At 57.9% G+C, this 23,581-nt stretch carries 20 protein-coding genes; 15 read left to right on the top strand and 5 right to left on the bottom strand.

Annotation, left to right across the window (positions count from 1 at the left end):
• Positions 1 to 18: 18 nt before the first annotated feature.
• The 3 genes from BUA15_RS02630 to BUA15_RS02620 are packed head-to-tail and all read left to right on the top strand — an operon-like array spanning position 19 to position 2,198.
• The gene (locus BUA15_RS02630; RefSeq protein WP_072714388.1) at positions 19 to 630 is read left to right on the top strand and encodes a TetR/AcrR family transcriptional regulator; all 612 of its coding nucleotides are present in this window, start codon (positions 19 to 21) and stop codon (positions 628 to 630) included.
• 6 nt (positions 631 to 636) lie between these two features.
• A complete protein-coding gene (locus BUA15_RS02625; RefSeq protein ID WP_072714387.1) occupies positions 637 to 1,839 on the top strand; it encodes a CaiB/BaiF CoA transferase family protein in 1,203 nt (400 codons plus the stop codon).
• Positions 1,836 to 2,198, top strand: coding sequence for an SCP2 sterol-binding domain-containing protein (locus BUA15_RS02620; protein ID WP_245771894.1), 363 nt, complete (start codon positions 1,836 to 1,838; stop codon positions 2,196 to 2,198). Before BUA15_RS02625 ends, BUA15_RS02620 begins: the two co-directional genes overlap by 4 nt.
• A gap of 84 nt (positions 2,199 to 2,282) precedes the next feature.
• Here BUA15_RS02620 and BUA15_RS02615 read toward each other — a convergent pair whose 3' ends face one another.
• On the bottom strand, positions 2,283 to 2,495 hold the full coding sequence (locus tag BUA15_RS02615) for a YgaP family membrane protein (RefSeq protein WP_072714385.1): 213 nt from the start codon (positions 2,493 to 2,495) through the stop codon (positions 2,283 to 2,285).
• A gap of 150 nt (positions 2,496 to 2,645) precedes the next feature.
• Here BUA15_RS02615 and BUA15_RS02610 point away from each other — a divergent pair, with 150 nt between their 5' ends.
• A complete protein-coding gene (locus BUA15_RS02610; RefSeq protein ID WP_072714384.1) occupies positions 2,646 to 2,867 on the top strand; it encodes a type II toxin-antitoxin system Phd/YefM family antitoxin in 222 nt (73 codons plus the stop codon).
• 9 nt (positions 2,868 to 2,876) lie between these two features.
• On the opposite strand, the gene lipA is transcribed toward BUA15_RS02610, so the two are convergent.
• Positions 2,877 to 3,863, bottom strand: a complete 987-nt coding sequence (lipA, locus tag BUA15_RS02605; RefSeq protein ID WP_072714383.1) for a lipoyl synthase — start codon at positions 3,861 to 3,863, stop codon at positions 2,877 to 2,879.
• 214 nt (positions 3,864 to 4,077) lie between these two features.
• Here lipA and lat point away from each other — a divergent pair, with 214 nt between their 5' ends.
• On the top strand, positions 4,078 to 5,436 hold the full coding sequence (lat, locus tag BUA15_RS02600) for an L-lysine 6-transaminase (RefSeq protein ID WP_072714382.1): 1,359 nt from the start codon (positions 4,078 to 4,080) through the stop codon (positions 5,434 to 5,436).
• A 157-nt stretch (positions 5,437 to 5,593) separates the two neighbouring features.
• On the opposite strand, the gene gyrA is transcribed toward lat, so the two are convergent.
• On the bottom strand, positions 5,594 to 8,155 hold the full coding sequence (gyrA, locus tag BUA15_RS02595; protein ID WP_072714381.1) for a DNA gyrase subunit A: 2,562 nt from the start codon (positions 8,153 to 8,155) through the stop codon (positions 5,594 to 5,596).
• A gap of 190 nt (positions 8,156 to 8,345) precedes the next feature.
• Between gyrA and BUA15_RS02590 the strand changes: the two genes are divergently transcribed.
• The 5 genes from BUA15_RS02590 (at position 8,346) to BUA15_RS02570 (ending at position 14,026) form a co-directional block, all read left to right on the top strand.
• Entirely contained in the window at positions 8,346 to 9,182 is an 837-nt protein-coding gene (locus BUA15_RS02590; RefSeq protein ID WP_072714380.1) for a glycerophosphodiester phosphodiesterase family protein, read from the top strand.
• Positions 9,183 to 9,252: 70 nt separating this feature from the next.
• Positions 9,253 to 11,517, top strand: a complete 2,265-nt coding sequence (locus BUA15_RS02585) for a TonB-dependent receptor (protein ID WP_072714379.1) — start codon at positions 9,253 to 9,255, stop codon at positions 11,515 to 11,517.
• A gap of 3 nt (positions 11,518 to 11,520) precedes the next feature.
• On the top strand, positions 11,521 to 12,414 hold the full coding sequence (locus tag BUA15_RS02580; protein ID WP_072714378.1) for a DUF4249 family protein: 894 nt from the start codon (positions 11,521 to 11,523) through the stop codon (positions 12,412 to 12,414).
• 180 nt (positions 12,415 to 12,594) lie between these two features.
• Complete coding sequence (locus tag BUA15_RS02575) at positions 12,595 to 13,473, top strand: sulfurtransferase (protein ID WP_072714377.1); 879 nt, start codon at positions 12,595 to 12,597, stop codon at positions 13,471 to 13,473.
• A gap of 67 nt (positions 13,474 to 13,540) precedes the next feature.
• Positions 13,541 to 14,026 (top strand): SufE family protein, encoded by a 486-nt coding sequence (locus tag BUA15_RS02570; protein ID WP_072714376.1) that lies wholly within the window; start codon positions 13,541 to 13,543, stop codon positions 14,024 to 14,026.
• Here the strand turns inward: BUA15_RS02570 and BUA15_RS02565 are convergent.
• Both BUA15_RS02565 and BUA15_RS02560 read right to left on the bottom strand, forming a co-directional pair.
• Positions 13,965 to 14,612, bottom strand: coding sequence for an NUDIX hydrolase (locus tag BUA15_RS02565; RefSeq protein WP_072714375.1), 648 nt, complete (start codon positions 14,610 to 14,612; stop codon positions 13,965 to 13,967). The two genes, BUA15_RS02570 and BUA15_RS02565, sit on opposite strands and share 62 nt — an antisense overlap.
• A 202-nt stretch (positions 14,613 to 14,814) precedes the next feature.
• Positions 14,815 to 15,261 (bottom strand): Hsp20/alpha crystallin family protein, encoded by a 447-nt coding sequence (locus BUA15_RS02560; protein WP_072714374.1) that lies wholly within the window; start codon positions 15,259 to 15,261, stop codon positions 14,815 to 14,817.
• A gap of 326 nt (positions 15,262 to 15,587) precedes the next feature.
• Between BUA15_RS02560 and BUA15_RS02555 the strand changes: the two genes are divergently transcribed.
• The 5 genes from BUA15_RS02555 to BUA15_RS02535 all read left to right on the top strand — a co-directional run bounded on the left by BUA15_RS02555 (position 15,588) and on the right by BUA15_RS02535 (position 23,569).
• Positions 15,588 to 16,826 (top strand): tetratricopeptide repeat protein, encoded by a 1,239-nt coding sequence (locus tag BUA15_RS02555; RefSeq protein ID WP_072714592.1) that lies wholly within the window; start codon positions 15,588 to 15,590, stop codon positions 16,824 to 16,826.
• Between the two features lie 552 nt (positions 16,827 to 17,378).
• Positions 17,379 to 17,855, top strand: a complete 477-nt coding sequence (locus BUA15_RS02550; RefSeq protein ID WP_072714373.1) for a hypothetical protein — start codon at positions 17,379 to 17,381, stop codon at positions 17,853 to 17,855.
• Positions 17,856 to 17,983: 128 nt separating this feature from the next.
• Positions 17,984 to 19,345 carry a type II secretion system F family protein gene (locus BUA15_RS02545; protein WP_072714372.1) on the top strand — a complete coding sequence of 454 codons (1,362 nt, stop codon included), beginning with the start codon at positions 17,984 to 17,986 and terminating at the stop codon, positions 19,343 to 19,345.
• Between the two features lie 687 nt (positions 19,346 to 20,032).
• A complete protein-coding gene (locus BUA15_RS02540) occupies positions 20,033 to 22,900 on the top strand; it encodes a GspE/PulE family protein (RefSeq protein WP_245771893.1) in 2,868 nt (955 codons plus the stop codon).
• A 120-nt stretch (positions 22,901 to 23,020) separates the two neighbouring features.
• The gene (locus BUA15_RS02535) at positions 23,021 to 23,569 is read left to right on the top strand and encodes a hypothetical protein (protein ID WP_072714371.1); all 549 of its coding nucleotides are present in this window, start codon (positions 23,021 to 23,023) and stop codon (positions 23,567 to 23,569) included.
• The last annotated feature ends 12 nt before the right edge of the window (positions 23,570 to 23,581 follow it).

Raw genomic sequence — 23,581 nt, 5'->3', positions numbered from 1 at the left:
GATATATGACAGGCGGGTATGAATCGAAGGGAACGCGAAGCAGCAATCTATCAGGCCGCAGCCCGCGTATTTCGACGTAAGGGATTGAAACGGGTGCGGTTGCAGGACGTGGCCGAGGAGGCAGGCATCCCTCGGGGTGCCCTTTATTACTATGTAGCCAGTAAAGCTGACCTGATATGGACGGTTATCGAAACTCCCCTCTGCCATTTGCTCCAACAGGCACGGAACATTGTAAACAGCACGGCAAATCCAGAAACCAAACTGGCGCAGCTTATTGAGCACCACCTGTGTAACCTGATCACCTATCATGAAAGCTGGCTGCTCCTGCAGTGCGAAGATCTAGAAACGCTGCAGCAAACGCTCACGATCAACCTGGAAGAGGTGCTGCAGCAATATGAAGCCTGCTGGCAGGCTGTAATCGAGGAGGGAAAACAACAGAAAACGTTCACAACCATTTCTGATCCGGAGCGGCTGGCCAGCGCGTACATTAGCCTGGTGCAGGGAGTCTATTGCTGGGGCAGCCTCAAGGGAAAACAGACGCCGGAGGCGGTGGCAGCATGGCTAACGCCCCTGGTCTTGGGCAACCTGCAAAAAACGGCCATGGGCGTTTCCGCCTCGGTAAATGCCTGAAGATCTATGCCAGGACCGCTGGCTTCGCTACGCGTGCTCGATTTTACGACGCTGTTGCCCGGACCGTATGCGACGCTCCTGCTGGCCGATCTGGGCGCCGACGTGGTGCGCATTGAAGCCCCGGATCGGCCTGACCTGATGCGTCTGGCACCCCCCTACGATGAAACCGGAGTGGCGGCCGGCTATGCCTGGATCCACCGCTCTAAGCGTTCTGTAGCACTTGACCTGAAGCACCCCAAAGCGGCCATGGTGGTACGCCGGCTCGTCCGGCACTACGACGTGGTCATTGAAGGCTTCCGGCCAGGCGTTATGCAGCGGCTGGGGCTTGACTATGAGACGCTGGCTAAGGAAAATCCAGCCCTGATTTACTGCTCCATCACGGGCTATGGCCAGACAGGGCCTTACCGCGAACGGGCAGGGCATGACCTGAATTATCAGGCGCTTTCGGGTCTGCTGAGCCATACCGGCCGTCGGGAAGCCGGACCAGGACCTTCTGGCGTGCCCCTGGCCGACGTGGCAGGCGGACTCTTTGCCGCGCTGGCCATTCTGGCTGCTGTAGTGCATCGCCAGCGCACAGGCAAAGGACAATATCTGGATCTGGCTCTTCTTGATACCACCATCGCTTTCAATGGCCTGGCCGTCAGTGGTTTTCTAGCAGCCGGACATCAACCCGGCTACGAAACCGAACCCCTGAATGGGGGCAGTTTCTACGACTGCTACCGCACGCGCGACGGACGCTACCTGGCTGTGGCCGGACTGGAGCCTAAGTTCTGGGAAGGCTTTTGCAAGGCAATCGGTCGCCCCGACCTGGCTCCTTACGGCTACAATGTGTGGGATGTCGCTGTCCAGCAACGCCTCAAAAAGGAAATTCACCAGACCATCGCTTCGCGCACCCTGGCCGAATGGCAGGCACGCTTTGCTGAACATGATGTGTGCGTTGAGCCCGTATTGACGCTGGAGGAAATGACGCAGCACCCTCAGGTGCAGGCGCGGCAACTGATCGTTACCGTGTCGCGTCCAGACGGCACCACCCAGCGCCAGGTAGGCTTTCCTGTACATTTTTCGCGCACGCCGCCTACCTATCGGCATACCGGGCCCTCTCTGGGCGCGCACACCCTGACGGTGCTCCAGGAAGCTGGGTTTACAATGAAGGAAATTCAGAAACTGGCTGCCGAAGGAGCATTCGGGGCCGGTTTGGCTACAACATGAACCGTTTCACCAAGCTGAGATCAGCCATGCCACAGTACAACAGTATTCCCGAAGTGCTCGAATCCTATAAGGAGCGATTCCTGCCCGATCAGGCAGCAGGTGTGGAAGGTGTCGTGCAGCTTAACCTGACCGGCGAAGGCGGAGGGACGTACTACATGGTGATCAAGGATGGCACGCTGGAAATCAAAGAAGGAACGCACGAAAACCCCACGGTCACTGTAACCACCTCCGCCGAAAACTGGCTTAAGATCAACAACGGCAAGGCCAATCCGATGTCGCTCATGATGATGGGCAAACTCAAGGTGAGCGGCTCACTGCCGATGGCTATGAAGTTCCAGTCTCTTTTCCGGACCGGGTAAAGCCTGAGAAACAGCATACGCTCCGCATGGTGGGGTAGCTTGCTACGCTACCTCACCATGCGGGAAACGTAATCGCTGGAGCGATTAGCTGCTGGCTTTTCGCGGGCAAGTGGACAGGCCAAGGGCGGCGTAAAGGGGACAGCTCCCGGCCAGCCCCGTTACCAGAAAAATCAGCGCCAGAATGCCTAGAATGACGGCCACGGTGCCGCTGATCTGACCGGTAACGTACAGCCCGCCAATTACCAGGGCAATGACAATGCGAATAACCCGGTCAATGGTGCCTACGTTACGTTTCATGACAGGGGCCCATCCAGTTTGTTATGACAACCAAATACAAGGTAATAGATGGGGGAAGTAACATGCGTAATAAAGTGGTAACGAACGGCAAAAATTGACTGGTTCGGCGTAATACTCTACAAATGCTAGAGAGGTGACTGATCTGGGACAATGAAGCGCATGCGTGAAGCACCGGCAGAGACGGTGGCTATTTCCAGGATTCGCTTGCAGGCGACACAAGAACTGAAAAGACGACTGGCCCAGGGGCCGGTAATTGTGCAGCGGCAGGGAAAGGCGGTAGCCGTTCTGATTGATCCGGCCCAGTGGCAGCAATGGGTCCGAAAGCTGGAGCAGGGCGCTTCGCCTCGGACAAATAGCCGGAGACGGCGCTAAGGACGCCTCCTATACGTGCTGCTCGGCGTGATAGGAAGAGCGGACAAGGGGTCCACTTTCAACATGGCCAATACCCTTGGCTTCTCCCATTTCTTTGTACCATCGGAACACGTCGGGATGCACAAACTCTTCTACCGGCAAGTGCATGCGGGTAGGTTGCAGGTACTGGCCAATGGTCATAATGTCGAGCTGAATGCGGGCGAAGTCGTCCATCACGGCCAGCACCTCTTCTCTGGTTTCGCCTAGTCCAACCATAATACCGCTTTTAGTGCGCAGGCCGGCCTGCTTGGCGCGCCAGAGCAGTTCCAGAGATCTGTCATAACGTGCCTGCGGACGTACGCGTCGATAGAGGCGAGGGACGGTTTCGATATTATGGTTAAGAATGTCCGGACGTTCGTCCAACACCAATTGCAGGGCGTCCCAGTTGCCCTGAAAGTCCGGAATCAGCACTTCGACGGTTACGCCCGGATTGAGGGCTCGAATCTGTCGAATCGTTTCTGCGAACAGGGCCGCGCCCCCATCTTCCAGATCGTCCCGGTCAACGGAGGTAACGACGGCATGTCGGATGCCCATCAGACGCACGGCTTCGGCTACGCGACGCGGCTCATCCCAATCGACCGGATCGGGTCGGCCAGTTTTGACCGCGCAGAAGCCGCATGAGCGCGTGCAGACGTTCCCCAGGATCATAAACGTGGCCGTACCTGCTGTCCAGCATTCCCCCATGTTCGGACAGCGGGCACTCTGGCAGACCGTGTGCAGCCGGTGCGTCTCCACGATGTCCAGCACGCGTCGGTACGTAGGGCCATAGGGTAATTTGGCGCGAAGCCAGGCCGGGCGCCGGCCGCGCTCGTTGGTTACAGGAGGCGGATCAATGACGGGCAGTTCGAAAAAACCTCCATCTCCTTCTGGGAAAAGGGGCTCCTTGGGCACCCGCTTTAACTCAATTTCGCCCGGTAGAAAGCGACGACGAGGTGACGGGGTATGCTGCTGGTTCATAGCAGGTTGCGCTTTCCAAAGCATCTTAGCTGACCCAAAATCGGGGAAAGGCTACCCGGTTCGTGCCGAAATGATCCCATGCGGTTACCAGGCAGATCCAGTCGCTCCTTCGTTGTTCTTTCAAGTTTTTCCCGCCCGGCGTTTCCGTTTCGATGGTTTGGTTTTTGTATTTTGCGCCTGAACTGTTGTTGTGGAAAACAGAAGGGAGTGTCTTATGGAGCATCTGACCACGCAGCAGATTACGCCGGAAATGGTGCGGCCCGTTCTGTCGCGCCACCTGCTGACGGATGGGCTGCCCCTTGTGCTTGATATGGAGCGGAGCCAGGGCGTGCGTCTGTACGACCAGCTTACGGGTCGGGAATTTGTTGACTTTTTTGGTTTTTTTGCATCCAGCGCGGTCGGGATGAATCATCCCAAAATGCTAGCAGACGAGGACTTTAAAAAACGTCTGCTGGAGGCTGCGCTTAACAAGGTAACCAATTCGGATATTTATACCGTCCATATGGCGCGGTTTGTGCAGACGTTCGAGCGGGTGGGCATCCCAGACTATTTGCCTTATGCTTTCTTCATCGATGGCGGGGCGTTGGCTGTAGAAAATGCACTCAAAGCGGCTTTTGACTGGAAAGTGCGCAAGAACTTTCAGAAGGGATATCGCCGTGAAGTAGGGCACCGCGTATTGCATTTTGATCAGGCATTTCATGGGCGCAGTGGCTATACGCTTTCCTTGACAAATACGTTTGATCCACGGAAGACCCAGTACTTTCCCAAGTTTGACTGGCCGCGCGTGATCAATCCCAAACTGACGTTTCCGCTGACGGAGGAAAACCTGGAGCGTACGATTAGGCTGGAGCAACTGGCGATCCGCCAGGCCAAACAGTATTTCTACGAGTACAAAGATGAAATTGCCTGCATTATCATTGAGCCGATTCAGGCAGAAGGGGGCGACAACCACTTCCGGCCAGAGTTTTTGCAGGCGCTTCGGGAGCTGGCGGATGAGAACGATGCCTTGTTGATCTTTGACGAGGTGCAGACCGGAGTAGGCATTACAGGTGCCTTCTGGGCCCATCAGGCGCTTGGCGTGCAGCCCGACATCATTGCCTTTGGCAAGAAGACGCAGGTGTGCGGCATTCTGGCAGGACGCCGGCTGGATGAAGTCGAAGACAATGTGTTTCACGTGTCCAGCCGGTTAAATTCTACCTGGGGCGGTAACCTGGCGGACATGGTTCGGTTTGATCGGATTCTGGAGATTATTGAAGAAGATCATCTAGTAGAAAACGCAGCCCGGGCGGGCGCTCATCTGTTGCGTCGCCTGGAGGAAATGGCGCGGGAACTCCCCTTCATGACCAATGTGCGGGGGCGCGGACTCATGTGCGCCTTTGACCTGCCAACGCCGGCGTTTCGGGATGCCGTCCGCCAGCGAAGCCTGGAAGAGGGCGTCCTTATCCTGGCCTGCGGAGAACGCTCAATCCGTTTTCGGCCTCCCCTTATTATCACCGAGGCGGAGATTGACGAGGGGCTTCAACGGTTACGCCGGGCGCTGGAGCACGTGGCACGTCAGCAGTCTGCTAGCTGAAACGCGGTCTGCGTGGTATCCTCAGGTCGGTCTGTAAAGGCCGACCTTATTTTTTTGTAAAGCGGGGGTGCACCCGTGTCCCATGAGCAGGCGCGGCCCACCCGAGCGAGGGACTCGTCCGAGCGGACGAGTCCCTGAAAAGTCGCTGCGGGCCACCTCAGACAGTAGTCTCTGCTGGCACGGCTTCGTCCTCTTGCGCTTCGGTTACGAGTCGGGTTACATCCGCAATAGCGTCGCCCGGTTTGAGCTGGATCAGTCGGACGCCCTGGGTGTGCCGCCCCATCCGATTAATGCCGGCTACATGCAGACGAATCATCAAGCCGTTCTGGGTAATAATCATCAAGTCATCGGTGTCCTGCACGGCTTTGATGGCGATGAGACGGCCGGTGCGGGGTGTGATTTTCATGGTCCATACACCTTTGCCGCCCCGCCGGTGAACGGGATATTCCGCCAGGGGGGTACGTTTCCCGTAGCCTCTGGCGCTGATAGCCAGAATGCAGGGTGCTACTTCCGGAGCGACAGCCACCATGCCCACCACCTGCTCGCCAGTGCCCAGCGCAATGCCGCGCACGCCCCGCGTGTTGCGTCCCATAGGCCGCACATCGGATTCGTCGAAGCGCACCACGCGTCCGCCGGAAGAGGCCAGGAGTACGTGCGCCCGGCCATCGGTCAACACGGCTTCAATGAGTTCATCGCCTTCGGCAAACGCTATAGCGATAATGCCGTCGGCGCGAGGACGGCTAAAGGCGGCCAGCTCCGTCTTTTTGACGAGTCCCTGACGGGTGGCCATGAGCACGTAATGTGTGCGTAGGAAATCCGGGTTTTCAAAATCTTCCTTGCGAATGTTCAGCACAGCCCGTACGCGGTCGTCGGGTGCGATCTGGATCAGGTTGCGAATGGAGCGGCCCAGGCTGGTGCGGCTTCCTTCGGGGATGTCATAGACGCGCAGCCAGTAGCAGCGGCCGTGGTCGGTAAAAAAGAGAAGGTAGTCGTGGTTCTTGCAGGCAAATAAGTGTTCGATATAGTCGTCTTCGCGCATGCCACTGGCCTTCATCCCGACGCCACCGCGGCCCTGTTGGCGGTAGATGTGGACCGGGGTGCGTTTAATGAGTCCCTGATGCGAGAGCGTGACCACCACCTGCTCGTCTTCGATCAAGTCCTCAATGGCGAAGTCTCCCCCGCCGGCGTAGTCGATCTCGGTGCGGCGCGCGTCGGCGTACTTCTGCTTCAGTGCCAGCAGTTCTTCCCGAATGATCTGCCAGCGCAGCGGCTCGTTGTTCAAAATGCTCTGTAGCCGTTCAATTTCCTGCAGCAGGGTGCGATACTCTTCTTCGATTTTCTGGCGTTCGAGGCCGGTCAGGCGGCTCAGCCGCAGGGCCAGGATCGCATTGGCCTGGGTTTCGGTAAGCGTAAAGTGCGAGACCGGTTCGACGGGTAGGCCCAGGCGTTGCCGCTGGGCTGGCGTCAGACGTTCGGGCAGCACGCCTTCCATGAGGCGCTGCCGCGCTTCTTCGGGATCGGCCGAGTAGCGAATGATGTTGATAACAATGTCGAGATGATCCAGCGCAATTTTGAGTCCTTCCAGGATATGAGCACGCTCTTCGGCTTTACGTAGCTCAAAGCGAGTGCGGCGCGTCACGACCTGGTGGCGGTGGTCCAGGTAGTGGCGCATCAGTTCTCGGAGCGTGAGCGTGCGGGGGCGGCCATTTACCAGGGCCACCATGTTGACCCCGAAAGTTTGCTGGCACGGGGTATATTTATAGAGCTGGTTCTGCACGACCAGCGGCACCGCATCTTTACGCAGCTCTAACACAACGCGGAGTCCTTCTCGGTCGCTTTCGTCTCGAATGTCCGTGATGCCCTCAATGCGGCGTTCTCGCACCAGATGCGCGATTTTTTCGATTAGGCTGCTTTTGTTCACCTGATAGGGAATTTCTGTAATGACCAGCGCCATGCGGCCGGGCCGCACTTCCTCTTCGTGCATGCGGGCGCGAATGACAATGCGGCCGCGTCCGGTAGCGTAGGCTTCCTTGACGCCGCTATAGCCGTAGATAATGCCTCCTGTGGGAAAGTCGGGGGCAGGAAGGTGTTGGAGCAGCTCGTCAAGCGAAATATCCGGGTTGTCAATCATAGCCACCAGGGCATCGACGGCTTCTCCCAGGTTGTGCGGAGGGATCTTCGTGGCCATGCCCACGGCGATCCCGTCGGCTCCGTTGACGATCAGGTTGGGAAGTGCTGCGGGCAAGACTACCGGTTCTTTCAGAGAGCCGTCGAAGTTATCCTGAAAGTCGACCGTATCCTTGTCGATGTCGCGCAGCATTTCTTCGGCCAGGCGCGTCAGGCGCGCCTCTGTATAGCGCATTGCCGCGGGACTGTCGCCGTCGATGGAGCCGAAGTTGCCCTGGCCATCAACCAGGGGATACCGCATGGCGAAATCCTGCGCCATGCGCACCATGGTGTCGTAAACGGCTGCATCACCATGGGGATGATACTTGCCGAGCACTTCCCCTACAATGCGGGCGCTTTTTTTGTACGGAGCCCCCGACGTCAACCCCAGCTCATACATGCCGTAGAGGACGCGCCGATGCACCGGCTTCAGACCATCTCGCACGTCTGGAAGGGCTCGTCCCACAATGACAGACATGGAATAATCAATGTAGGAGGATTTCATTTCCTCCTCAATATTGACAGGAATAATGCGAGGTTTTTCTGCTTCCATTTTTGATATTACTGGTTTAAAACAAGCAGTAAATTGGATGTAAGAGTAACAGAGCGTTTTTTGCTGAGAAACGTTACAAAATAGAAAAATCGTCTCAAAAAAGCGAACGCACCAGATGAAAAAAGTTCTCATTTTCTGGATTTAGAAAGCTTGAATAAATTTGTATTTGCAAAAAAGAAGCAGCAGGTAAATGAAAGGACCGACCTGGCCAGACATTCAGGGGCATCGCGGCGCGCGCGGGCTGCGTCCAGAAAATACATGGCCTGCTTTTGCTCGAGCCATTGAACTGGGGGTTACTTCGCTGGAAATGGACGTTGTCATCGCCGGAGATGGCGAAATGGTCGTGTCGCATGAGCCCTGGTTTTCGGCCACCTTGTGCCGGGAGCCTTCGGGGCGTCCCGTCCGGCCGTTTCGGCGCTACAACCTGTACCGGATGACGTATGCAGAAATTGCCCGGTTTGATTGCGGCAGCCGGCGACATCCCCGGTTTCCGCATCAGGAACCTGTGCCTGCGCCCAAACCTCGCCTAAAGGACGTGCTGCGCCAGGCAGAGGCGTATGCGGCCAGCCTGAAGCGCCCACCCCTGCACTACAGCATTGAGATCAAATCCCGGCCTGAATGGGACGGACGATACCATCCGGATCCGGAAACGTTCGTGCGGCAGGTGCAAGCCGTGGTAGCTGCCTGTGGCGTGGTAGCGCGAACCACACTGCTGTCCTTTGATGTGCGCGTGCTCCAGGTGGCCCGGCGGCTGTTTCCAGAGCTGGCCCTATCCCTGCTGGTGGAGCGCCGCGATCCGCGTACCCTGGAAGAACAACTGGAGCGGTTAGGGTTTGTGCCAGAAGTGTACGGTCCGCACTTCCGACTGGTCACGGCATCCCTGGTGGCGGCTGTCCATGCCCATGGCATGCGCCTGATTCCCTGGACCGTCAACCGCATCGCGGACATGCAACGACTGCTGCGCCTGGGGGTGGACGGACTGATTACGGACTATCCGGATCGGGCGCTGACTCTGCTACCACGCTGAAGCGGCAATGCAACCGACGGCAGGCCTTTTCGTCAAATGAAACCGGCCTGAACCGACAACCCCTACGTTTATGCATCGCGGCTGCTGGTTTGTGCTCATCGGTACTCTGTTACTGACCGGGGAGGCGCAGGCGCAACCTGCAACGATTAGCGGGTTTGTGCGGGACGCTGCCACCGGCGAAACGCTGATTTCGGCTAACGTCGTGCTCCAAGGAACCGCTTATGGGACAGCGACCAATGCGGCCGGATTCTATACGTTAACCGGCGTCCCACCCGGCACGTACACCCTGGCTGTTTCCTACCTGGGCTATCGCCGCTTCCAGATCGAGCTAACGCTGCAGCCCGGTGAGCGCAGGCGGCTCGATGTGGCACTGGAGCCTGAGCCCCTGAAAGCAGAAGAAGTGGTGGTAACGGCAACGCGAACGCTGGAAGAGGCGCGCAACCTGAGCGTTGCGCAGGTTGAAACCCGCCTGGTGCAGGAACTGCCCGCTGCTTTTGAACCAGATGTATTTCGAACGCTGCAACTGCTGCCCGGCGTGAAGGCAGCCTCTGATTACTCCAGTGGGCTGTACGTGCGGGGGGGAAGCCCGGATCAGACGCTGATCTTGCTGGACGGCACCACCGTCTATAATCCCACGCATGTCTTTGGCTTTTTCTCTACGTTCAACCCCGACGCCATTAAGGACGTCCGTCTCTATAAAGGAGCGTATCCGGCTGCCTACGGCGGCCGCCTGGGGTCCGTGCTGGCCGTGTACAACAAAGATGGTAACCGTAACCAGACCCGGGGCCGCCTGAGCATCGGGATGTTAGCCTCGCGCCTCCTGCTCGAAGGCCCATACCGGTGGGGATCCTGGATGATTGCATTTCGCCGATCTACGATAGAACCCCTGCTGGCAGTGCTGCGCAGTCAAAACGTAGAAGGAGCACCCGATCGGTTCTATTTCTATGATCTGAATAGTAAACTGAACATTGATGCCTCGGCCAATGATCGACTCTCGCTGGCCTTCTACGCAGGGATGGACGCGTTGAAGTTGCCTTTTCTGGAAGACAGTCAGTTGCGGGTTTCTTACGGAAACCGAACAGCCACGGTGGGATGGATGCATTTGTTCTCGGAGCAACTATTTGCCAGCTTTCGGGTGACGGGTTCCTATTATTTCAGCTTGCCTACGTTTGAGCTGGCGGGCACGCCCTTCGAACGCACCAACACGGTAACCGACTGGTCGGTGCGCGGCGATTTTGAATACTTCCCCAGCGACAAGCATACGCTGAAACTGGGGTACTGGGGAGGACTGTTTCGCTTTCGCCTGCGCGACCGGTTCGACCAGGAAGAGAGCATGCGCGCGGCCATTGATGCGCTTTACGGCGCGCTTTATGTGCAGGAGACGTTCCGTCCGTCGGTGCGCTGGGTGCTGGAAGGCGGCGTGCGGCTGAGCTACTTCGGCCGAGGATCCTATGTGCGCGTGGAACCGCGTCTGTCGGTCGAGTATCGTCCCCGTGCCAATCTGCGGTTGCAGGCGGGCTATGGCCGCTATTATCAGTACCTGACGCTCATTTCCAGTGAGCTCATCACCGCGTTTGACGTCTGGTTGACGGTGGATGAGGGCGTGCGGCCGGCGTGGGGCGATCAGGTGGTCATGGGCGCCAAGTGGGAACCAGCCGCCGGCGTGCAGGTGGAGCTGGAAGCCTATTACCGCACCATGCGGGCGTTGTTTGAGTTCGATCCATTTCTGCCTGATGTGGCCGGGTTGGCTTACCGCGACCTGTTTCGGGTAGGAGATGGATACGCCTATGGCGTAGAGGTTCTGGTGCAACGTTCAGTAGGGCGCTTGACGGGACTGCTGGGCTATACCTGGGGACGTACGCGTCGGCGTTTCCCGGGCGTGAACCTGGATGCGCAGGGACGTCCGCAGTTCTATCCTCCTAAATACGATCGGACGCATGACCTGAGTCTGGTGCTCAGTTACGATCTGTCCAGGAGCTGGCGGCTTTCGACCGTTTTTACCTACGCAACGGGGCAGGCCTATACAGAGCCCTACGGGCAGTACCGGCTCGGGCGAGATCCTTTTGGCGCCGATACGCGCAATGTGATTCTGACGCCGGGTTACAACAATGCCCGGCTGCCTGCCTATCATCGGCTGGATGTAGGGCTGACGCGGCGCGGTCGCTTTTTCGGAATAGCCGACTACACGCTTCAGGTGCAGGTGCTTAATGCCTATGCCCGGCGTAATCTGTGGTTCTACTTCTTTGAGTTTACTCGAGAGGGAGAAGTCCGGCGCAACGAAGTTCCTCAGATTCCCATTCCGTTGCCTAATCTCTCTTTTACCTTACAGTTTTGAGCTATGTATCGCATTATCGTCGTGGTGCTTCTTGGCGCGTTGGGTTGGGCGGCCTGCGACCAGGTTGCGCCCGTTCGTTTTGTTCCGGAATACGTAGTGGAGTCCTATCAGATTGCCGGGGAGCCCCTGCAGCCGGTCTGGCTGACGCGGACGCTTCCGCTGGAGGCGCGTTACGTGCCGGATTCGGTGCGGGTTCGGGGGGCGCAGGTGCGCATTGCGTTATTGGACGCCCAGGGTATGCTGGAGCGTTGGTATCCGTACGAAGAGCATCCGGAGGCTCCGGGGTACTACGTGCCGGTTCCGCTGGTGCGCGAGGTGCGGGTGCGTCCGTTGCGCAGGTATCGGTTGGAGGCCCGCATGCCGGACGGGACGCTATTGACGGCTGAGACGACGGTGCCGGATACGTTCCGCGTGCTTGGTGTCAATCTGGATTCGGTGCGTTATCGAAGTGAGGTGCGTCTGGAGCTGTTCATGACGCGCAGCGAATATCCCGGACGCCAGGCAGTCTATATCATCACCACCGAAGCCCTGGAGCCCACCGAAGAGAATCTGACGCCGCTGGGCCGGGCGCTTTACGAGGACAGCACCTTCACCCTGGATGAGATGCGCGTCAGCGGCTCTCCCATTCTGAACGAGGCCCATTATGTGGAGGCGGCCGATGGAACACTGCGCCTGCAACTGCCCTGGTTGGCGGTGCTTTTCTACGGACCGAATCGGGTAACGATCAGTGCGCTGGATGATAACCTGTACGATTTGATCCGCACGCAGAGCGTGCAGCAGGGAGGTTCGACGCTTTCACCGGGCGAGATTCCGGCGGTGCTGGAGCATGTGGAAGGAGGCCGCGGTGTTTTCGGGAGCTACGCGCGCGTGCAGTACACGTTTGTCGTCACGCGCTGAGGTACTTCGTCGGCCACACAACGCTTTACCGAAATAAAACCGGGTCGATTATTCTCAGACGACGATAGCGGGTCCGAGCATCTTCCGTCCCGAGGCGAATGACACTATTTTCTGGTGTAACGAGTACAAGGCTTTAAAAAGGGTGGGAGCAGGCAGGTAACGCAGAAACCAGATAAAATCATGGCCGGCTATGCCCATCCCGAGGCGTTAGTTTCTACCGACTGGGTGGCTGCGCATCTGAGCGATACCGAGCATGTGCGCCTTGTGGAGTCGGACGAGGATGTGCTGCTCTACGAAACCGGTCATATCCCGAACGCGGTCAAAATCGACTGGGTGCAGGATCTGCAAGATCCGATCGTTCGGGACTATATCAACAAAGAACAATTTGAAGCGCTGTGCGCGGCTCGGGGCATTTCAAACGATATGCTGGTCGTCTTTTACGGTGACAAAAACAACTGGTGGGCCTGCTATGCCTTCTGGATTTTTAAACTTTTTGGCCACGAGCGATGCGCCATTATGGATGGTGGGCGTCAGAAGTGGATTGCGGAAGGGCGGCTGCTGACCCGGGCTATGCCTTCGTTTCCGCGCACCGCTTACCAGGCCCGGGATCCGGATCTTTCGATTCGAGCTTTCCGGGATGAGGTGCAGGCGCACATGCAGGCGGGCAAGCCCTTGATTGACGTGCGGACGCCGGCTGAGTACCGGGGAGAGCTGGTTCATATGCCCGACTATCCTCAGGAAGGAGCGTTACGGGCCGGTCATATCCCCGGCGCGCAGAACGTCCCCTGGAGCATGGCCGTGCGGGAAGACGGCACGTTTAAATCACGGGAAGAGCTGGAACGCATTTATTTGCGGGAGAAAGGGCTGTGCCCGGAAGAGACCGTGATCACCTATTGCCGCATTGGCGAACGCTCAAGCCATACCTGGTTTGTGCTGAAGTACCTGCTGGGTTTTGCGCAGGTAAAGAACTACGACGGTTCGTGGACCGAATGGGGCAACCTGGTCGGCGTGCCTATCGAACGGGGCGATTCGGAGGCGAGTCGGACTGAAGCCCTCTAGGTGTCAGGGGGGCTTTATGGGAGCAAAGCCTGCTGTTGCAGCGTCTCTCAAGAAAAATTAAAGGGTTATGCGTAAGCTGGATGTCTTACTGGAGATGTTTCGGGAAGCCGATCAGGACCAGCGGTTGGAGTTGCTGCTGGATTTTGCGGATCGGCTGCCCCCGCTTCCGCCTGCGTATGTCCCCCTTCGGGATGCCGGGATAGGCATGGTCCGCGAATGCCAGTCGCCGGTTTTTTTCTTGCCCGAAGTGCAGGAAGGGCGCGTGCGCATCTATGCCGATGTGCCGCGTGAGGCGCCTACACCCCGTGCTTTTACGGCGTTGTTGATTGAGGCCTTTGACGGGGAGCCTCCCGAAGCGGTGCTGGAGGCACCTGAAGATCTGCTTTCTCAGTTGGGCATTGCACCGCTGCTGGGGATGCAACGTCTGCGTGGACTGACAGCGATCTATCAGAGATTGCGACGGGAAATTGCTGAGAAAGCAGGCTTTTTCGCTAATCCATCAGCGTCTCCTCGCGGAGCAAAGCCAGCAGCTCGGCCAGCATCATCGCCGTAGCGCCCCAGATGCGATAATGCTGTATGGCAAAGAAGGGCACCATAACCGCCTGGCCTCGAATCATCCAGCGTTCTCGGCGTCGATTGGTGGGGTCCAGCAGGGCAGTCAGGGGGATGCGGAGCACAGCTTCCACCTCTTCAGGACAGGGACGGAGCTCCGGCAGCGAAGCGATGCACCCGACAAAGGGGTGCACGCAGTAGTTAGAGACCGGAATGTAAAGGGGCGTCAGGGCACCCAGCACGTCAATGCGTTCGGGGGGCAGGCCCAGCTCTTCGTAGGCTTCTCGCAGCGCGGTTTCCTGCAACGTTTCGCCCTGTTCGCGGCGCCCACCGGGAAATCCGATCTGGCCCCCATGATCTTTCAGATGAGCGGGGCGCGCTACCAGCAGCAGGTAGGGATCATCCTGCTCCGGAAACAGCAGGGCCAGCACGCCGGCCTCCCGGCAGGGCTTCCCTTCGACGCGAAGCTGATCGGGAGACTGCCGGTAGGCCGGAGCCATCTGGAGGTGGGCAGCGATGCCAGGAAGTGGACCGGCCAACCGTTGGCGCAACCGAGCAATGCACTCCGCAAAAGTTAACCTGCGCATACTGCATGCGCGTACGCGCGGGGCGTTCGGGAGATTCCTGAAGTTTTAGAGCAGGCGGCTCCACAAAAACAAAAAGAGACAGCATAAAGCCGCGCGTCTGAGTCTACAGATAGCCCCTGATATGTGTAGCGCCAAAGGGCGACAAACAAAATCGGGGCTATTCCGCTGGGAATAGCCCCGATCTCATGTGCTGCCGGGCTGATTAGCTGATTTCGATGCGGCGTGCCCTGCTGCCTTCCGCTTTGGGCACGCGAATCGTCAGCACACCGTTCTCGTACTTCGCTTCGATGTTTTTGTCATCGACCGCCTTCGGAAGCGTAAAGCTCCGATAGAAGCGGCCGTAGCTGCGCTCAACCCGGATGAAGTTGGGTTTTTCTTCCTTTGTTTCCGACTTCCGTTCGCCGCTGACGGTGAGCGTGCCATCATGGTAGGTCACCGTCAGCTCATCCTTGCTCATGCCGGGTACGTCGAGCTGGATCAGGTAGGCATCGTCTGTTTCGGCCAGGTCAGCCCGCGGCACCCAGGTTACCGGCGTGGTTTCTTCGGTCGTTTCCACCTCGCGCCCGAAGAACGTATCAAACAGCCGATCCATTTCGCGCTGCAGCCGGCGCAGTTCAGTCATCGGCGAGAAACGAACCAGGCTCGTCATGGCTCTCTCCTCCGTTTGATGGTTGTTTTCTCAGGATTCCACCCCACTTTTTATCAACAGCTATGCCGCTGGTGAAAGTGCGCCAGATTGGCACATGCCGCCGAAAAAACGACAAACAACATGAGAAAAAATGCAGTGACGTAGCACGACAGGTGTCCGAGGCGCTCAGACGTTTTGGCGGGAAACCCTGTCGTTTTGCTTTCAAAAATGAAAGAATCCAGTCAACCGGTTGTGCCGGGCGCATTCAGTCGTTAATTTCCTTCAGGAAAGAAATAGCCGTTAAAGGCATTGAGGTGATTTCTGTTAACTGCAAAGCCGAGGGCAACATGAACGCGCTACACTGTTTTGCTGCCTGGAAGCGCTCGCTGGGCATGCTGCTGATAAGCGGGTGGGTGCTGGTGCTGGCCGGTGCCAATGGCTGCTCAGGAGATCCTAACATTGAAGGGGCCAAACTGGACCTGCGCAATAAGGACTATGCTCGGGCTCTAGAGAACGTCGAAAAAGCACTGGAGCGCAATCCGCAGAACCCCGAGGCCTATGAACTCAAAGGCCGGATAATTCTGGACATTCTGGCCAACCAGCAGGACCTGGAGCCTGAAGCACGCCTGGATACGGTGCGGGCGATGGTGGCGGCCTTTCAGAAGGCCATAGAACTGGATCCCAAATTAGAAGAAGGTATTGTCAACCAGCTCCGCTTTGCCTACGTTCGAGAGTTCCAGAACGGTATTAATGCTTTCAACCGAGGCAGTGAGGATTCAACCTACTATCTATGGGCAGCCGCCTATTTTGAAGGGGCTACCATTATCCAGCCCGATTCGGCCGGGGCCTATGTGAACCAGGCCTTTTCTCTGCTGAATGCGGGCAAGCGGGCGGAAGCCATTCCCCCTCTGGAAACGGCTATCTCGAAAGGCGAAGCTTCCAAAGATACCTATCTGATTCTGGCCGACCTGTATCGGATTCAGCAGCAGCCGGAAAAGGCGCTGGAAATCCTGGAAAAGGCACGCCAGCGCTATCCAGACGATCCGGATATTGAGTCGCAGTTGCTGAATGCCTATGTGCAGGCCGGCAAGCTAGAGGAAGCAATGAATATGTATAAAGAGGCGGTAGAGAAAGAGCCTGACAACAAACTTTACCAATACAACTACGGCTCGCTGTTGCTGGAAGCCGGTCGCTACGATGAAGCGATCACGCATCTAAAGAAGGCAACCGAGCTGGATCCGGAATATGCAAACGCCTTCTACAATCTGGGCGCCACCTATATTAACAAGGCGGTTGATGTGAACGACAGAGCTGTGGCGCTGGACGACAGCCTGCGCGCGCATCGCTCGGAGCTCTCCCGTGATCAAATTCGCCAGCTCGAAGAACAGATAGCGCAATTGATTGAAGAACGCCGACAGCTCTTTGCGCAGGCGATTCCGCCGCTGGAACGGGCGCGCGAGCTCATGGAAGCGCAGGGAGAAAACGTTCAGCCTATTTGCCGCGCCCTCTTCCAGGCGTATGTGCAGACCGACCAGATGGAAAAAGCTAAAGAAGTCGAAGCCTGTGCCGGACTGAACAGTAATTGATGGATCGGACAGAGCAGAGAGCGCTTGCCTGAACGCTCTTTCGGCATCTTCCTGAGCCCCTCCCTGTGGAGGGGCTTTTTTTAGGGGGAACTGCCTAGGTGGGTTCGGCGCTACCGGCGCATGCAGGTACCCGTGCCTGGCCTATCGCATTGTAACCTGCGCTTTTGCAGCGTTAAAAGGCCGATCTACCGCGTTGTCTGCTTGATGGGCCGGCGTCTTTCTTCAGTTGCCAGTCCACGCAAAGAGAGAGAGGATTCATTTTTGCGCACCTGGTTACCTAATGTAATGCCTGGGGCATAGAGGAGGTTACTCAATTCTGATGAGGATAGGCTCTAAAAGATTGGATTTCATAGCGAAAAGGCCAGTCAATAGCGTCGGGAATCAAAGTGGCACGACGTGTGCAGCAAGCTAGGGCCAGGGCTTCGGTGGAGGCGCCGCAGGAAAAAAAATGCGGCAGGTATTTAAGCCGCAGGCACCTGCGGTCGATACCTGCTCAGAAGCCTGTCCTCTAACGAAAAGCGAAACATTCATTAACCAAACAGGAGGCTCGTCATGGGTCAGCAACAGCTTCTGCTCCTCGTGCTCGGCATGGTGATCGTCGGAATTGCCGTGGTCGCCGGTATTCAGGCCTTCTCCGAAGGTAAGGCCAAGGCCGACCGGGATGCAGCGGTCAGCGATGCGATGCGGCTGATTTCCGACATCCAGGCCTGGATGCTTAAGCCCAAAGCGTTTGGTGGAGGAGGCGACAGTGGTAATTGGACGAGCGTCAGCTTCCAGGCGATTGGCATTCCCTCGTCCAGCCTGGATGCTAATGGCCGTTACCTGACGGTGAATGGTTGCTATGCGCTCAGCGGTAATAGTTCAGCTGCCACGCTGACCATCTATGGGCTGACGACCGATCAGAACGGCAACCGCGTTTGTGACGCGAATACGACCATTGCCACGGTCACGATTGACGGTACCACGCCGGACGACATTACGTGGAGCTACACCACAGGCAACAATAATAACAACGGCGGCGGCGGTTGATGTTGTAACCCCCCGAACATACCCATTGCGCGTAAAGGTCCGGTGGCGTTCTGTGCGGGGGAGTGCGCCCCGGCGGGGCGCCACCGGCCTCCTTTTCTTCCCTTCATAAGGATTGGCGGCAGCTTCCTATGCCTGTTCGTGAGTTTCGCTTCAGTGGGATCAGTCTGAGCGGGGTTCCTGTGCAGGGGACGGTGCTGGCCCCTTCGATGCGGGCAGCCCGTAAGAAACTCGCCGAACTGGCCAAGAAACACGGCTTCCGGCCGCAGATGTTGCAGCCGCGCCGCACGTTCCTTTACAAGGTGCGGCATCCAAGCGGCCGGGTCATCACCGGTGAGCAAAAGGCGTACACGGCCGAAGAGCTGGCACAGGCCCTGCGCAAGATGGGGCTGGAGGTGATCCGCATTGAGCGGAAGCTGCTCGACCTCCAGTTGAAGCCCCCCCGGACCGACATCATTATGTTCGTGCGGCTGGCAGCCAATCTGCTGCGCGAGAAGTTGCCTTTCGACGAAGTGCTGAACCTGCTGGTTAACGACATCTCTTCCAGCTCGCTGCGCCAGGTCATTCGGGATTTGAACGCCGACCTGAAGGCCGGCATGGAAGCGCAGCAGGCGTTCATGAAGCATCAGCACATTCTGGGTAAGTTTACAGCCTACATGCTCGGCCTGGCCTCCAAAAGTGGTAACATGGCCGAGATTTTTGAGTCCACGGCCCGGTTCCTGGAGCGGCAGAACGAGTTTCGCAAAAGCGTCCGCAGCGCGATGATCACGCCGGCCATTACGATCGTCGCGCTGGTGGCCACGTTTATCTGGTACGTGTGGTACATCTTCCCGATGACAGCCGGGCTCCTGGCCGATCTGGGCATGGAACTGCCGCCCATGACGGCCGCAACCATGAAGTTTTCAGAGTGGCTTGATCGCAACATTTTGTGGCTGACGCTGGGATTTGCGGCGGCGGTAGGCGCTTTTGTGGCGTTTGCTCGCTCCGAGAAGGGGCAACTGGTTGTGCATCGCTGGCTGATCAAGCTGCCCATCATTGGTGGACTGTTGCACAAGCTCAACATTGAAATTTTCTGCCGGGTCTTTGCCATTCTGTATTCCAACAGCGGGGAAAATATCAGTGTGATCAAAATTGCCGCGGAAGCCTGTGGTAACCGCTACATGGAGCACCGGATCAAGACCATTACGATTCCCTTGATGGTAGCGCAGGGGATGGATCTGGTGCGGGCCATGGAAGCCAGTGGGGTCTTTACTCAGATGGCACTGGCACGTTTTCGGAGTGGTTCGGAGACGGGGAACGTGCGAGGAGCGGCCGAGCAGATGGCCAACTACTACGAAAGCGAGACAACGCTAAAGCTGAAGGCGGTGGTGGAAGGAATCCAGACAGTCATCGCCATTTTGATTACGATCGCCATTGCCGTGCTGACCATTATTTCCTCCGAGGTAGCCCTGGTGCAACCCTCTACCACCGACCTGATGCGGATGGGGCGGTAGCACCGCTGCGGAGGAACAGTGCGGCATTAACCAACAACCACGCGCAAGCGCGCCAGAACGATCGAGCCTATGAGCTGGAGTGGTCTGTTCGGGCGCCGCCGTTCGCATCGTGAGTGGAACGAAGAGCTGCGGCGGCTGAAGTTCGGGGATAACGCGTCGGCTTCCATGCAACAATCGCCCGATGCCGCCGGGCAAGCATCTGGAGGGAAGGCGCCAGAGGAGCGGCAACCGGAATCTGCACCGCAAGCAGCATCCGGGCATCAGGAGAATCGGCGTCCGACGCAGGCATGGTTGGAAATGGCCGGCGACGGACATTCTGAACGTCCTCCAGAACCGCCGCCTGCGTCGCAGGAGCCAGACAGGATAGAGGTAGACGCTGCTCATACAGCATCCTCGGATCTGACGGATGCTCTGTTAGAGGTTGCTGGCAAAGAGCCACCCGCTGATGCGCTGCCAGATGAGCGCCGGTTGAAAAATCGGTCGGATGTTGCTGCTGGCAAAGAGCCACCGCCTGCTCGCATGCAGGCCAGCCTGTCTAGTGCGGCCGCGGGCGGCGAGAACGTCCCGGGGAGAACGTCCCCGCCGCCTCAAAAGCACGCTGGAGAACCTGGCGCGAAAGCTGACCAGCAAAGCAACGGAGCAGCAGCCCGTGATGCGCGAACGGCTTCCTTACCCCCAGGAGCACTCATGCCTGAGCTGGCAGAAATGTTCGAAGATGAGGTGGTCATGGCGCTGCTCTATGGGGGAGCCGTGCGGCTGGATCAAATTGCCCGGGCTATCGTGCTGCGCCGTCGATGCCCGGATCAAACGCTCTGGCGCTGCTTGCTGGAAGTGCCGGGCGTTGATCGGGAAACCGTGCTGGCGGAAGCCGCCCGTGTCGGCGGAGTTGAACCGGCGCCCGTGGACGAGACGCGTCCGTCGGTGGAGTTCATTAAGGCCATTTTGTTGCTGCTGCCGCCTGCAGTGCAGCATGCCCTGTTTGAGTGGCAACTGTTACCCTGTGCATTTGCTCAGGGTAAGAAGGGCGGGGACCGCGTCTTGCTGCTGGCCACGCACGATCCAACGCGTCCCGAGCTAGAGACCGTTATCCAGCAATTAGGATTGCCGGCCGAGCTACGGTACGCGCCGGAGCGTATTCTGCAGCAACGGTTGGCTGAACTGGAAAATTTCCGACCGCCCTTACTGACCCCGGCGTCGCCCGAAGCTCCACCGGCTTCGCCGGAGGCATCGATGCCGGAAACTGAGGAAGCGACGCAGGGGGAAGAGGCAGTGCCATCCGCAGCTCCGTCAGAACCCGAGGTAGTGGAGGTGTCGGGCAGCTTACCCGATGAGGAGGCGACTGAAGCCGACGCCCGGCCTGCGCCTTCGGCGCTTGAAGCATTGCCAGAAAGCGGGCGGGAAGAGGATACAGGAGGAATCGATGAGGAGGTAGCGGCCACCGTAACGTCTGGAGTGCCTGAAGAGGAGCCTGTCGGAGAAGTGCTGGTAGATCCGGCCTCGGAGTCTGCGCCTGTTGGCGACCCTCCTGCCGTATCGGCACCGGACGAGCTGATCGACACGCCTGCAGCAGAGCCTGCGGCGGAAGCCCAGGCTGAAGCTGTTCTCGAATCAACGCCTGAGGTGGAGGTGGAGACGTTAGAGGTGGCGTCCGATGCGGCTGGGGACGAAGAGCAGTCGCTTGATACGTCCTCTGCGGACGACGAGGAAGAAGACGTGCCGCCGCCTGTTAAAATCGTACTGGATGATCTGCCGGAACTCAAGGAGGCCATTAGTCGGGATCGTGTCGTGAGCCGACTGCTGGAAAAAGAGGTGGTGGCGCTGCATCAGGTCTATCAGGCCTATCAACGGCAGCAGGATGAAAAGCTCAGGGAACCACTCTGGCGTGTGCTGGCGCAAAGTGATCATGTGCCTCAGGACTCCATTTATGAAGAGGCGGCGCGGCTGTACGCATTCCCCATTGCCAAATTGGAGCCGGGTAAGCCCAGTCCAGAGTTTGTGCGTTCGGTGATGGATACCTTCGAAGAAGAGGTGCGGGAGCGCCTGATCGAGCTGGGGGTTGTGCCCTTTGAGGTAGATCTGGACGCCCAGACCGGTGCCGTCAAGCTCGTGCTGGTTACGCACGACCCCATGCGGCCTGAAGTGCATCGGCTGGTGCACCGGCTCAAGCTAGAGCGGTTTGAGCTCCAGTACGCGCCCCGGGGGGTGATTATGCAGGCGCTGATGGAAGCCTATCCGCGGCGGAACGAATACCTGGAGCGTGTGCAAGAAGAAGCTGCGTATGACCTGGGGACCAGCTACGACACCGAAACAGAGCTGATCGATGAAGACGCCCTGGAAGCCGAGATCAACCGCTCCAAGCTTATCAATCTCTTTGAAGCAACGCTGGTCGAAGCCGTCCGCCAGGGCGCCTCAGACATCCACATCTTCCCGAACAACCAGAAAAAGGTAGAAATTCATTTCCGAATTGATGGACGGCTCACGCGCTGGCACGTCGAAGACAAGGTGCACCCGGAAGCATTCATCGCGGTGATCAAAGACCAGTCGATGAATGTGGATCGCTTTGAGCGCGAAGCGGCGCAGGATGGTTTTATTCAGCGCTGGATCGACGACCACCTGATCCGCTTCCGCGTCTCCGTACTGCCTATTGCCAACGCGCTGGAAGACCTGCGCTCTGAGTCGATCGTTATTCGCGTGCTGGACGATCGCCGGGTTATCAAAGACCTGCGTCTGCTGGGGCTTAGCAAGAAGGCGCTGGAGCGTTTTGAGCGGGCTATTCGGCAGCCTCACGGCATGGTGATCGTTACCGGTCCTACCGGCAGCGGTAAAAGCACCACCCTCTACGCCGCCCTCCACCAGGTCGTCAGCCCGGAAGTGAACGTGCTGACTATTGAAGATCCGGTCGAATACATCATCCCGGGCGTGCGCCAGATTAAGCTCAATCATAAGCTGGGGCTGGAGGATGCGCTGCGCGCCATTTTGCGGCACGACCCCGACATTGTCATGGTAGGCGAGATGCGCGACCGGCAGACGGCCGAGCTGGCCATCAAGCTGGCCAACACGGGGCATTTGACGTTTTCGACGCTGCACACGAACGATGCGCCCAGTGCGGTGAGCCGGCTCTACAAGATGGGGATTGAGCCGTTTTTGATTGCCTATGCGATTAACCTGGTGGTGGCGCAGCGCCTGATCCGAAAAGTCTGTCCGGCCTGCAAAGTAGAAGACAAGGATCCTGACTACGTAATGCTGCGTAAGCTGGGCTTCACAGACGAAGAGATTGCCCGCACTACCTTCTACAAGGCAGGCCGAGATCGGAGCTGCAAAGTGTGCAAGGGGGTTGGCTACAAGGGCCGGCGGGCGATCGTCGAGGCCATGTATTTCTCGCGGACGATCCGGCACATGATCGTCGAGGCCCAGGGATCTATTGACGAGGATGCGCTCCGGGAGCAGGCCATCAAAGAGGGCATGCAGACGCTGCGAGACGCTGCCCGTGAGGTAGTGCTGGCCGGTGAGACTACGGTCGAAGAAATGGTGCGGGTGACGACCACAGACGAGTGAGTGAGTTACAAAAGGTAACCTGTCGAGCTGAGATCCAGATCACAGAGCGCCAGATAGGCGAATCTAAAGGGGTGGAATACCCTTTGTAGCCCATATTCCATAACCAGACAACAGGGAGTCATGGCCCAGTCATTGTTTGCGTTGCTGGCCATGATCTTGGCCGTCAACTTCGCCGTATCGGTCAATCAGTGGTACGTCGCCTTTCAGCGGGCCACGCTTAAGCGCGAAATCGAAGAAATGGCGCAATCGGTGGCGATAGAGACCATGGAGATTATCCGCACGCGGGCCTTCGACCAGGCCGTGGTGGATGGATTGACCAATGGGACGGTGAACGACCTGACGTTGTTTTCGGACACGACAGACTTCGGGACGCCCTCTAATCTGCATTGCCAGGCTTTTGGCGGAACGGCTACCTGTGACGATATCGACGACTTTCATAACCAGCGCGTGCTGCGTCCCTTTGTAATGGGGCAGGATACGGTGTGGTTCAATGTGGGCATTACCGTCGAGTACGTGGATTACAACGCGCTGGGCGAGGCAGTCAGAGCGACCTCTCCAACGGCTTTCAAGCGGGTAACCATTGCGGTGCAGGATGACTGGAGAAACACGCTAGATCCTTTTCTATCGGTGCCCATTCGACTGCAGCGTGTTTTTGCCTACGGCTATTGAAGGGTGAAATGC

Origin of the sequence: Rhodothermus profundi (assembly GCF_900142415.1) — a bacterium.
Lineage (GTDB): Bacteria > Bacteroidota > Rhodothermia > Rhodothermales > Rhodothermaceae > Rhodothermus > Rhodothermus profundi.
The sequence above is the reverse complement of the archived record's forward strand: the minus strand, read 5'-3'. Positions and strand labels throughout refer to the sequence as shown.